Source organism: Shimazuella sp. NTD247 (genome assembly GCF_059510415.1).
In genome coordinates this window covers 24792-36896 of sequence record NZ_JCAJZU010000002.1, presented here as the reverse complement: position 1 = coordinate 36896, position 12105 = coordinate 24792, and the positions used below count along the sequence as shown (strand labels likewise).

13 protein-coding genes are annotated in these 12105 nt (G+C 37.8%); 9 read left to right on the top strand and 4 right to left on the bottom strand.

The genetic code is table 11. The annotated features are described in order from the left end of the window. The first annotated feature begins 28 nt into the window (after positions 1 to 28). On the top strand, positions 29 to 814 hold the full coding sequence (locus tag AC5WOC_RS04450) for a trypsin-like serine peptidase (protein WP_496054195.1): 786 nt from the start codon (positions 29 to 31) through the stop codon (positions 812 to 814). A 586-nt stretch (positions 815 to 1400) separates the two neighbouring features. On the opposite strand, the gene AC5WOC_RS04445 is transcribed toward AC5WOC_RS04450, so the two are convergent. Then, entirely contained in the window at positions 1401 to 1862 is a 462-nt protein-coding gene (locus AC5WOC_RS04445; protein WP_496054194.1) for a hypothetical protein, read from the bottom strand. 183 nt (positions 1863 to 2045) lie between these two features. On the opposite strand from AC5WOC_RS04445, the gene AC5WOC_RS04440 reads away from it, so the two are divergent. From AC5WOC_RS04440 to AC5WOC_RS04420, 5 genes are all read left to right on the top strand, one after another. Beyond that, the gene (locus AC5WOC_RS04440; RefSeq protein WP_496054193.1) at positions 2046 to 3206 is read left to right on the top strand and encodes a D-alanyl-D-alanine carboxypeptidase family protein; all 1161 of its coding nucleotides are present in this window, start codon (positions 2046 to 2048) and stop codon (positions 3204 to 3206) included. Between the two features lie 122 nt (positions 3207 to 3328). Next, positions 3329 to 3682, top strand: a complete 354-nt coding sequence (spoIIAA, locus tag AC5WOC_RS04435) for an anti-sigma F factor antagonist (protein ID WP_496054192.1) — start codon at positions 3329 to 3331, stop codon at positions 3680 to 3682. Further along, the gene (gene spoIIAB, locus AC5WOC_RS04430) at positions 3679 to 4131 is read left to right on the top strand and encodes an anti-sigma F factor (protein ID WP_496054191.1); all 453 of its coding nucleotides are present in this window, start codon (positions 3679 to 3681) and stop codon (positions 4129 to 4131) included. Before spoIIAA ends, spoIIAB begins: the two co-directional genes overlap by 4 nt. A gap of 10 nt (positions 4132 to 4141) precedes the next feature. Next, on the top strand, positions 4142 to 4894 hold the full coding sequence (gene sigF / locus AC5WOC_RS04425) for an RNA polymerase sporulation sigma factor SigF (protein ID WP_496054190.1): 753 nt from the start codon (positions 4142 to 4144) through the stop codon (positions 4892 to 4894). Positions 4895 to 5004: 110 nt separating this feature from the next. After that, the gene (locus tag AC5WOC_RS04420) at positions 5005 to 5847 is read left to right on the top strand and encodes a DUF2935 domain-containing protein (protein WP_496054189.1); all 843 of its coding nucleotides are present in this window, start codon (positions 5005 to 5007) and stop codon (positions 5845 to 5847) included. Here the strand turns inward: AC5WOC_RS04420 and AC5WOC_RS04415 are convergent. The 3 genes from AC5WOC_RS04415 to AC5WOC_RS04405 are packed head-to-tail and all read right to left on the bottom strand — an operon-like array spanning position 5825 to position 9547. Further along, a complete protein-coding gene (locus AC5WOC_RS04415) occupies positions 5825 to 6946 on the bottom strand; it encodes a Ger(x)C family spore germination protein (protein ID WP_496054188.1) in 1122 nt (373 codons plus the stop codon). The genes AC5WOC_RS04420 and AC5WOC_RS04415 overlap by 23 nt on opposite strands. Further along, complete coding sequence (locus tag AC5WOC_RS04410; protein WP_496054187.1) at positions 6943 to 8046, bottom strand: GerAB/ArcD/ProY family transporter; 1104 nt, start codon at positions 8044 to 8046, stop codon at positions 6943 to 6945. The genes AC5WOC_RS04415 and AC5WOC_RS04410 overlap by 4 nt, the downstream gene beginning before the upstream one ends. Position 8047: 1 nt before the next feature. Next, on the bottom strand, positions 8048 to 9547 hold the full coding sequence (locus AC5WOC_RS04405) for a spore germination protein (RefSeq protein ID WP_496054186.1): 1500 nt from the start codon (positions 9545 to 9547) through the stop codon (positions 8048 to 8050). A gap of 144 nt (positions 9548 to 9691) precedes the next feature. Here AC5WOC_RS04405 and spoVAE point away from each other — a divergent pair, with 144 nt between their 5' ends. The 3 genes from spoVAE (at position 9692) to lysA (ending at position 12014) form a co-directional block, all read left to right on the top strand. Then, positions 9692 to 10045, top strand: coding sequence for a stage V sporulation protein AE (gene spoVAE / locus AC5WOC_RS04400; protein ID WP_496054943.1), 354 nt, complete (start codon positions 9692 to 9694; stop codon positions 10043 to 10045). A gap of 6 nt (positions 10046 to 10051) precedes the next feature. Next, positions 10052 to 10624 (top strand): stage V sporulation protein SpoVABEA, encoded by a 573-nt coding sequence (gene spoVAEA, locus AC5WOC_RS04395; RefSeq protein ID WP_496054942.1) that lies wholly within the window; start codon positions 10052 to 10054, stop codon positions 10622 to 10624. A 64-nt stretch (positions 10625 to 10688) separates the two neighbouring features. Beyond that, entirely contained in the window at positions 10689 to 12014 is a 1326-nt protein-coding gene (gene lysA, locus AC5WOC_RS04390) for a diaminopimelate decarboxylase (RefSeq protein ID WP_496054941.1), read from the top strand. Positions 12015 to 12105: the final 91 nt, after the last annotated feature.

Here is a 12105-nt window from a genome sequence, read left to right as displayed (position 1 = left end):
TAAGGTACTACTCGAGATTGGATGCCGCATGTTTTCTGTTTTGACGAAAAAGGCAAAGATCCTAATTGTACTCTGTTGGCTGTGGAACGCCATCATTATTTCCCCATTTCTGTTCGTTTCGGATGTTGCAAAGCCATCATTCGAAGTGCATGAAACGGGAAAGGTTGTCTCCAATAGTATGATGTCTCCATACCAGTCCATCTTTCTTCTGGTGGTTGAGACAGAAACGACATCAGAACAGTGTTCCGGATATTTGGCGACCAAGCAGATGGTTGTGACAGCAGCTCACTGTTTCCCTACGGATCAGCCTGTTTGTCAGATTGATGTTGCCATTCCGCAAAAAGGAGGGTATTGGGAGACTTTTACTAAGCTTTACGAGATCAGTTCTCAATACAACCCTTCTACTGGAGAAAATGACTTTGTCGCAGTGTATCTTCCTATTCCTGTAGAGAACTACAAGTCGGTACAGGTGAGTAGTTTTCCGGAGAATTTTCCTGTTGGGAAGGAAATTTACACTGCTGGTTATCCAGGAGATATGCAGTCGTATCCTTCACATATGGAGATGTGGTCGTCTGCTCATCGGTTCAATGGATTTATCGATTCATTCGGAGAATGTTCTGGTTCGAGTATTCCAGGGCAGTCTGGATCTGGGATGTTCTTGATCCAAAACGATGAATGGGTCTCTGTTGGTGTGCTGGACAGAGCAAACAAGGCATATACGTACTTTCATCCCTTCAATGCAACTTCAAAGAAGGAGATCAACAGCTGGCAGGCTAAAAGTCTAGCTCTAACAACAGACGATGTTATCGGGTAGTATCATGGCGAACCATATGGTCTTTCCTCAATGGTTCGCCATGACATGCAAGAATACCGAATATTACAATAATGGATAGTAGAGGAATAAACACAGGTAGGTAGTGTATGTAATATGTCAATGGGTAAATTTGGTTTGTTTGTTTGTCTTTGTTTATTTTTATAACATTGCGAGCGAGAAAACCCCACGGTTTAAATCGTGGGATGAAAGCGAGTGTTGAACGAGGGTAAGGAATTTTCCTTCACTAGTTCAACCTTTGGAAAAAAGCAAATTTACAAACAAATAATCCCATAGTGATATATGTATAGTCGTGACAGACGAAAACCAAGTTTGCTCGCGGCAAAGAAGAAATCAACAAACATAAACCGTGGGGCGCAAGGGGTTAGCTTGGTAATGAAATAGTCATGAGGCTATCGTCTCAAGAATCCAACGGCTTTAGCCGTATGGAGTTGTCAATTAGTTATGCAGAGATAAAAAATGGTGTATGGACATCAGAGAAGTCAAAGAATGAGATCTGTTCGGATAATGGATAAAAAATAGCGGCGCAACCTTCCCTATGTAGGGGAGGTCGCGCCAAACTGTTTCGTTAGAACAGCTTCGGGAGTGGATCGGGATTTCTTAGCGTTCCACGATTCCAATTGTACAGAATCGCGCCCATTCTCCCATTTCCGTCTTCCCCAGGATGAATGTATTCAAATTCTTTCACCCATTCCTTTGCAAGCTCATCATCCATTGTAGGAGTACTTGTAAGTTCGGGCAGGAGATTGAACAGTTTATCCAAATGGTCTGAGATGAGATGTGCTTCAAGAGCTGTGCCTGCGTTAGCGAGAAAAACAGCAGGTCCGGACCGCCAGCCTTTTTTCACACCTGGAATTACCCGCTGGTAAAGCTGGAAAACGTCTTCCACGGTGGGAAGCCGGTGTTCCCGCTCAAGAGCATAGACCCAAGCACGTTCCATATAAATTCGATACTCATCTGGATCACCTTGGCGCCTTACTTCCTCGGCAATCCAACGAGGAATTTTGGTGAAATGTGTTTGAATGGTCATCTTATCCGCCATCTGTTAGAAGAAAGACATTATATTAATAATAAATTTAATAACTCATCATTGCAATATTCTGCTTTTGTATAGCAATATATAAAAGAGTGTTTATTGTATTTTCCACATATCGCATATTCTTCCAATTCTCTGCGCACACTATGTTCGTACGATAGGAGGTATGAAAAAATCATGTGGAAAAGATTCAGCATTCTTTTTTCTATTTTTTGTCTAGGAATTGTCTCTATTCCTACTGGTGTATTTGCAGGGCCTGATAATACTTCTGATCTCGCACCCAATGCGCGGTCTGCTGTATTACTCGATGCGGATACAGGAGCTGTCATTTTTGAAAAAAATGGACACGATAAGCTGCCGCCAGCAAGTATTACTAAAGTAATGACCATGCTTTTGATCATGGAAGCGATTGAACGTGGACAACTAAAATGGAATGATCAAGTAAGTGTGAGTGAAAATGCTGCTTCCAAAGGTGGTTCGCAAATTTTTCTTGAGCCTGGAGAACAGATGAGTGTACGAGATATGCTTAAAGGTATAGCAGTGGGATCTGCTAACGATGCATCCGCAGCAATGGCAGAGAAATTGGGCGGCTCAGAGCAGCGATTTGCAGAGATGATGAATACTCGGGCGAAAGAATTAGGAATGAATGATTCGAAGTTTCAAAATTCCAATGGATTGCCTGTTGCCGATCATTATTCTTCTGCACATGATATTGCTTTGATGTCCAGGGAGTTATTGAAACATCCAGAAATAACAAAGTTTACGGGGATGTATCAAGATTATTTGCGTCAAGGCAGTAAAAAACCGTTTTGGTTAGTTAATACCAACAAATTGGTTCGTTTTTATCCAGGGTTAGATGGCTTGAAGACTGGATTTACAGACGAAGCTCGTTTTTGCTTAACAGCTACTGCAAAACGAGAAAACTTTCGTGTTATTGCAGTAGTAATGGGTGAACCAGATACAAAAGTACGCAATGCTGAAGTTTCGCAAATGCTAGATTATGCATTTGCCCAATTCACAAATAAGGTTTTTTACAAAAAAGGTGATGTCATTGCAAAAGTGCGGATCGAAAAAGGAGATCCAGAGTATATCACCATTCGTGCTCGTCATCCGATAAGCATGATGATGAAAAAAGGCGAAAATCCTAATGGAATACGAAGAGTTTTGCGATGGAATACACTTCATGTACCGATTAAGAAAGGCCAAGTGTTAGGTACGATGGAATTTCATAAAGATGGAAGAAAAGTTGCTGCGATGGAACTGATCAGTTCTACAAATATAGGTAAAGCAGGTTTTTGGTCTTCTGTGAAAAAAGTATTAGAAGATACATTATTTTAAATCCAAGCTGATTGCGTAAATGCAATCAGCTTTTTGTTTCTTTTTGAGTATGTACGTTTAGGAGGAAATATTAGGTAAAAAAGAGAATGTATTCGGTAACAGACTGAAGGGAGCGTGCTAGATTGTCGTTATCTATTGAAATTACTTCGAACCATTGTGTTCTTATTGTTCGTCTTTCTGGTGATTTGGATCATCATACTGCAACTGCAGTCCGAGGAAAAATCGAAGAAGAATTGATTAAAAATATTCACTCTCATCTGGTACTAAATCTAAATGATTTGCAGTTTATGGATAGTTCAGGCCTTGGTGTGATCTTAGGAAGATACAAGCAAATGACAAGCAAAGGTGGAAAAATGTATTTGTGTTCTGTTCAGCCGTCTGTCTATAAGTTGATGGAAATGTCAGGACTATTTCAAATACTGCCACCTTATCAAGATGAGAATAGCGCTATTTCTGCATGTGAGGTGGCCTCATGAATACTTATCGAAACGTTATGGAGTTATCGTTTTCAAGTCTTTCTGAAAATGAAGCTTTTGCCAGAATTGCTGTAGCTGCATTTGTTTCTCAACTAGATCCGAGTTTAGATGAGTTAAATGATATCAAAACAGTTGTATCGGAAGCAGTTACAAATGCAATTATTCATGGATATGAAGAACAAGCAGAAGAACAAGTTTATATTCGTGCGGAAATAAACGGCTCCAAAATAACGATTCAAATTACCGATAAAGGTATAGGAATTGAAGATATTGGACAAGCGCGTCAACCTTTGTTTACGTCCAAACCAGAACTAGAAAGATCAGGAATGGGATTTACGATCATGGAAAACTTTATGGATGAAGTGACAATTCGCTCAAATCTTGGTCAAGGAACAACGGTACTTCTAGTAAAGCAATTAAAAAATCATCCTCAAACGATGGCGAATTGAGGGATAAGTAATGGAAGCTGATGTACGGAATACAAGACACCGCTATTTGCCAGATCAAGAGGTGAAACAACTGATTTATTCCAGTCAGCAAGGTGATTATGCAGCAAGAGATTATTTGATCAAACACAACATTCGCCTGGTTTGGTCTGTTGTTCAACGCTTTTTAGGACGTGGATATGATGCCGAAGATCTTTTTCAAATTGGTTCTATCGGTTTATTAAAGGCCATAGATAAATTCGACTTATCTTATGACGTGAAATTTTCTACATATGCAGTGCCAATGATAATAGGGGAAATTCAACGCTTTCTTCGTGATGATGGAATGGTTAAAGTAAGTCGTTCTTTAAAAGAAATTGCAACCAAAGTTCGAAAAAAGAAAGATGAACTGAGTAAAAAATTAAATCGAGTTCCCACCTTAAAAGAAGTGGCAGAAGCGTTAGATCTTACACCAGAAGAGATTGTTTTTGCTCAAGAAGCAAATCGTGCTCCAACATCGATTCATGAGACGGTCTATGAGAACGATGGAGATCCGATCACGTTGATGGATCAAATTGCCGATGAATCTGATGTAAGTTGGTTTGATAAAATAGCACTAAAAGAAGCGATTGATCAATTGACAGAACGGGAGCGTTTGATAGTTTATTTGCGTTATTACAAGGATCAAACGCAGTCAGATGTAGCAAAAAGGCTTGGTATTTCTCAAGTACAGGTATCACGTTTGGAAAAAAAGATAATATCGCAGATGAAAGTGCATTTGTTATAACGAAAAAGAGGTTGATAAAAACCTCTTTTTTTTTGTACTTGGAGATGACTAGGGATATTGGAACTTGTTCATTAATAAACTTGGGAGAGAGGGAAAAGGAGGAGATTATATTGAGTGATAGATCCTATATTTCACCGTGGGAAGAACATTTTTTTTGGCTAAAAATTTTGTCTGATCATGCTCATTTTGTAAGGGATTATCTATCTCCAAAAGAAAAAAAGTATGTAAAACTTGCTAACAGTTATATTGATCAGTTTGCCTATTTACGAAAAAAATTGCAGTCGATAAACCCAAGTCTTACTGCGTCTTCATACGAAATGACTTCCTTCGCTAGAGAGGCTCATCCTGTGGCATATGGATATTACACACTAGAATCCAATCTAGAATATCTTCGTATCCGTAATAAAGTAAACTTAAATTTAACGCCATCTTTTTTAACCGGAACTCTTTTAGAAAATCAAGAGTATTTGCGGATTCTTGGTTATCTCAGTTGTGGACGAGAGGCACCTAACCTCTCACTAACGAATCTACTAGATTTATGGTTAGAAGACCAAGCTGGTCATGCTGAACTGCTTGCAAACGGATTAGATCCACTGGAAGGAGGGATTATTCGACAAGCAAATGCGCTTACTCAAACGTTTTTAGCCTTTCTCTTTAAAAATAGAAAAATCAAACAGATGGAGCATTTTACAGAATCGAATGTTCCCCAGCATGTAGATTTCGTTCGCGAAGTTGTTGTAAAAGTAAATGAGTTTACAAATTTGGTTATCTATGTTTTACAAAAGTACAAAGAAACTCAGCTTTTTAGTCGATTAACATACCGTTTTTTGGAGCATCATCTTCCAGAAACTTGTTACTTTCTGAAGAAACTTTCCCATTATGCACCAAATGATCCATCTATCCCATCATGTGAACTTTGGCCCCCGTATTTTAATGGCTCACTCCCGTATTAGTTAGTATAAGATTTACGTGAACATTAACTTTTGCTTTGGAAAATTCGGAGAACCAATTTCTTTGCACTTTTTTCCATTGTTCATACTGCATTGCCCTCGCGTAGACACCGAAACCGATCGGATCGATCTTATACTTTTGAGTTTTTCGTACAAGCTTCATGTATTCGGCGCTTAGTTGTTCTTGGATCATTTCGGTTAATAACTGAGCATGTTTTTCTACATCTAGAAAAAACATCCGTTCCACAAGGTCTGCGTGTAAAGTTAATTGAACATCAAATTGAAAGTGATCGTTTACGATTTTTGTATTTACTTTTCTTACAATATTTTTTATGGCAATGCTTACTCGTCGATATTCTTTTTTTTCTTGGATTTTGCTAGATGAGATATATAAGGAAATGGGAATCTTTTCTGTAAAAAATTTTTGTATACTCATGACTAAAGGACTTTCAAACAAGTTTAAGGAAGTCACATATAAGCCTTCATGTGATAGTAGAGCAAGACCAGTAATTTTGGGCTCTCTCTGGATTACTTTAAGTTGTGGGATCAGTGGTGTAAAGCGCGTGTCTAATTGCTGGGCAGTAAATTGTTGTAAATTGGGATTGAGTATGATTCCGCTGTTGAAAGAAGAATCGATCATATTTCTGATGACAACGCCTAATCTTCCTTTGTCGTCCATATTTGCGTGAAGGACATCATCGATGGATCCATCAACTAGAACCACTCTGCTATTTAAATCATCTTTAGGATCACGTAAAATAACATCCAAAAATGGCAGTACAGCTTTATTCTTTAATAATTTCTTACCAATTAAAATTACTTGGATCTTCCCTTTCACGATCATTCCTTGACTCAAAGAATCTAATTGATATCGAGCTTCACGTAAACTTTTTGCTTTTACTTTCATCACATGATAATTCTTTTTTACTTCTGTACTAAAAACTGGAGTAGTTGCATAGAACATTAGCTCATTCTTTTCATTGAGATCGATCCCCATCAATAATATGATATCCGATTTTTCCAGATAGTTAATATCGCCACAGCTAGTGAGAAAACATAGCATGCTCAGTAAAATAATGAGGAGTTTTCTTGTTGATTTCATCCTTTTGCAGCTCCTTTACGTATGTACAAAAAGATTTTGTTATAAATCCATAAAAAAATGGGAAATGAAAAAGCAAAGATAAGACCCAAATTAGCAAACCATCTTTTGAAACGAATAATAGGCTCAAATTCGATAACAGGAAAAAACAAAATACCAATCCAAACCAGCAATATCACAATGAGCATAGGTTTTGTTTTCACTTTCTTAGGAAAAAGCTGTAGTGCACCTGTTAACCCCATATATAAGTAAGGGATAACAGTCATAAATAAAATGATGATATATCCAGATATAAATATAATTTCCAATCTCTCTAAAAATGGAAAACGTATTAATTTAATTAAATCTAATGTTGGCCATACCGCATAAGTCAATTCAGCTTCACTTAACCGAACATAGCTGAGTATAGTAACAATGATTAAAACGAAAGCAGTCATCGTATTAGCTATAAAAATACCTTTGTAGGCAAATTTTTTATTTTGAAGACGTGGGTAAAACATATATGCTATTTCAAAACCTAAAAAAGACAATGCTGTTAGTGGAGTGGATTTAAAAATAGGCAGCCAACCATCTTTCATGATCGGAAGTAAATTAAACCACATGCCGTAATGTGCGGTAATTAAAATAATAGGGTACATCCAAAGCGTAATCAAAAAAGTGAAATCAGCATAGCGGCTGATCATGGGTAAACTTTGTTTGGTGATTTGAAAGATCGGAACAATGAACAGCAGTCCGAGTAATATGGGATTTGTATTTGGAAGCACCCAGACTTTAATAATAAAAATGGTGTACATAAACACATATGCTGCTGCATAAAGCGCATAGAGTACCCAGCAAAAGAGAATAACCTTCCCTAGTTTTTTTCCAAAGTACTTTGGAAGCAAATCAAACAGGGTTTCATTGGGGTGTTTTTCTAGTGTGTTAATGATCAAAAAACTCATTACAATACTTACGATCCATCCTATTAAAACTGCAATCCAACCGTCAATTCCGCTGGAAAGAAACAAATCGTGGGGAAGTGTTAATACTCCTACCCCAATCTGGGTCTTGTAGATGAGGAAGACATATTGATTTGATGATAAAGCAAAGGGTTTCTTTGTCATGTTAATTATCTTCTTCTCCTTGACGTATCGACTGGGTAGCTTTTACTGAAACAGGCCGTCGTTTCATCCATCTCAGAGGAACTCGAATAAAGGTATCCTTCCAATCGGTTATTTGAATAGGTGCAAATGCGCTTCCAAATGGCACCCCTAATGATTTCAAAGATATAATGTGAGCAAATAATACAATAAAACCAATGGTTAAGCCTACCATTCCGAAAAAAGCAGAAAGAAACATAATCGGAAAACGTACCAATCGAACTGCATTTGCCATATCGTAGTTTGGGATGATAAACCCGGCAATAGCAGTAACGGAAACAACAATGACCATAATATTACTGACAATACCTGCTTGTACCGCAGCTTCTCCGATTACAATCCCTCCAACCACCCCAACGGTTTGCCCAATAGGGTTAGGTAAACGTAATCCAGCTTCTCGTAACATTTCAATGGCAATCTCCATTAAGATAGCTTCTAATATGGGAGGAAAAGGTACTTTTGATCGGGATTCGCCAACAGAGAGCATTAAATCCAAAGGAATCACTTCATAGTGAAAACTGAGAACTGCAATGTATAGTGCAGGTAAACTTATCGCTAAAAAAAAAGCAACTACTCTCAGCATTCGTAAAAAAGTAGCGATAACCCAACGAAAACTATAATCGTCTTGACTCTGAAAAAATGCAGCTAATGTCATAGGTGCTACAAGTGCATTCGGGGAATGATCCATCAAAACGGTTACTCTTCCCTGCAATAAGTTTGATGCAACATTATCTGGTCTTTCTGTGATGAGAAATTGAGGAAAGACGGTAAATGAATTATCTTCAATCATTTCTTCCAATTCACCAATATCTAAGACTGCATCCTTACTAACGTTTTGGATTCGGGATGTAATTTCATCCACATAATCTTCATTCACGATATCTTTTAGATAAAGGACGAATAACTTGGTAGGCGAGCGTTTTCCTGCTGTATGTTCTGTTACTACAAGATTTTCATCCGTTATGTATCGTCTAATTAATGCTAGGTTTATTTCAAGCGTTTCTACAAATCCTTGATGCCCGCCCTTTATCGATGATTCGATTTGAGGCTCTGCAATAGCACGTTGCGGCCACCCTTGGGTACAAAAGGCAAGTGCATAGGCAACGGTGTCAATAAAGAGAACTGATTCACCACGAAACATAGCTTTTTCGACATCAATCCAAGAACTCAACTTCTGAACACTTCCAACGGGAATTGGGATTTCAGGCTGAAAAAGTTCTTTGGTGTGATTCAGATGAAACATTAATGGACGTAAAATATCTTCATTTACGGAGACTTTATCCACCAAACAACTAAAAAATACAAGGGAAACATTTTCTTGTCCTTTTGTTTGAAAAGAGCGAACAACTAAATCAGGGCTATTCGAAAATCGTTTCGATAAGTAATCCAGATTATTTATAATATCGCTAGAAATGAGATCTCTATTTTGGTTACTGTCTTTATTGTTGTCCGAAGATATTCTCATTGAAAAACCTCATTTGTTAATAAATTATAGATAGTATTCGAAAGTGAGAATGTGATTATACCCATTTCTTGCTGCATTCCAATTTCGGATTTGGACATACTAAGAGCATCTATCATTAGCGATAAAAGGATGTGTCACTTGGATATGGGATCTTTTCTTACAGCATTTGTTGTTGGTGGTCTTATTTGTGTCATTGGTCAATTATTAATGGATTTAACAAAGTTAACTCCAGCTCACGTTCTGACTATTTTGGTTGTGGCTGGAGCGATTTTAGATGGATTAGGATGGTATGATCCATTAATATCATTTGCGGGGGCAGGAGCGACCGTTCCGATTACTAATTTTGGTAATTCATTGGTACACGGTGCCTTGCAAGCGGTCCAAGATGATGGATTAATTGGAGTTTTAACTGGAATCTTTCAAATTACAAGTGCAGGTATTTCCGCAGCAATTATCTTTGGATTGCTCACAGCATTTATTTTTAAGCCGAAAGGCTAAGTTGTGATGAAACGAAAAGTCATCCTTGTAACAGATGGTGATCAGATCGCGAAAGATAGTTTAGAATTAGCTGCGAAAAATATCGGCGGTCGATGCATATCTTTATCAGCAGGTAATCCTTCCTCTTTAACAGCAGAGGATCTTGTTTCTGTAATTTTTCAAGCTGCATATGATCCGGTTCTTGTTATGTTTGATGATTGTGGATCTAGCAAGATTGGGGCAGGGGAAAATAATTTATATCAAGTTGCGATGCATCCTGAAATAGAAGTGCTAGGTGCGTTAGTAGTGGCTTCTAATTGTATGCGCAGTAGAGGGACGCCTGTGCAGATGTCTCTTGATTGTTATGGAAATATCATCAGTACAGGTGTTAATAAATATGGGTATCATCAAAAGCAAAAGTCAGCGAGAGTATATGGAGATACGGTTGAAGTTTTAAATCAATTGGCTGTACCAGTTATTATTGGGATTGGTGATATTGGAAAGATGAAACATCGAGATTCTATTTTACTTGGTGCGCCTATAACGACAAAAGCAATTCAATTGATATTAAATATTCACTACCAAAATGATATAAAATAATACTTTTCTCCTTTATCAGACTATCGTATAGTTATGTATTATCGGGGCAAAGGAGAAAATTATGATGTTTTTACACGGTACTTCCAGAATTAATGAACACGGACATTTGGAAATCGGAGGATGCGATACAACAAAGCTTATTGCCCAATACGGTTCCCCTCTTTATATTATGGATGAAGAAAACATTCGCAATCAAATGCGTCGCTTAAAACAAGCTTGCAGCAGTACTTCTGTTCCATTTCGATTGGCATATGCAAGCAAAGCATTTAATACTACAGCTATGTGTAGAATTGTGGAAGAAGAGGGTTATTTTTTGGATGTTGTTTCTGGTGGAGAGCTTTATACAGCTATTCAAGCTGAGTTTCCTGCAGAGCACATCTACTTTCATGGGAATAATAAATCGTATGAAGAGCTAGATGCGGCGTTATCTTACGGCATTCGTTATATTGTGGTTGACAATTTTATCGAACTCACCATGTTAGAAGATATGGCCAAAGACAGAGGACAGGTTGTTTCCGTACTTTTCCGTATTACTCCTGGAGTCGAGGCTCATACACATCACTTTGTCCAAACAGGGCAAGAGGATTCAAAATTTGGATTTGATTTAGGCAGTGGACAGGCAGAACAAGCTGTTCAATATACATTAGGCAGCAATCACCTTTTATTAAAAGGTTTCCATTCTCATATCGGGTCGCAAATTTTTGATGCAGATGCCTTTGAAGTTTCAATTAAACGCTTGGTGTCGTTTATTGAAAAATGCCACTTAGACTTTGGTTATTTTCCGACTGTATTTAATATCGGTGGAGGTTTTGGTATTCGTTATACGGATCAAGATACTCCACAACCAATTGAAACAATTGTAAAAGGAATCGCTAAAATTCTTGAAAATTCTTTCCCTGATCAATGTCCGGAAATTTGGCTTGAACCAGGGAGATGGATTGTGGGAGAGTCAGGAACTACCATTTATACGATTGGAACAATGAAGGAAATACCCAATATACGTAAGTATGTTGCTGTTGATGGTGGAATAGGAGATAATCCGAGACCAGCCATTTATAATGCGAAATATGAAGCATTGCTAGCAAATCGAGCGAATGAAGAAACTACAGAATTAGTAACAATTGCAGGAAAATGCTGTGAATCAGGTGATATGCTCATTTGGGATGTTCAGCTTCCTCCAGCTAAGACCGGAGATCTATTAGCTGTAAGTTGTACTGGGGCATACAATTTTTCCATGGCGAGTAACTATAATCGTCTGCCAAGACCAGCAGTAGTTTTAGTGGATAATGGGAAAGCAGACGTTATCGTAGAGCGGGAAACATATCAAGATATTACAAAAAATGATAAAATCCCAACAAGGCTTCTTAAACAAATAGTAAACCATTTTTAGCAAAAAAATGTGTACCTGAGCTTTCTACCTAGAATAACCGTTTTATTCTAGGTAGTTTGTTTTTTCGTAGTAGTTTTGTACCAAATAAAAA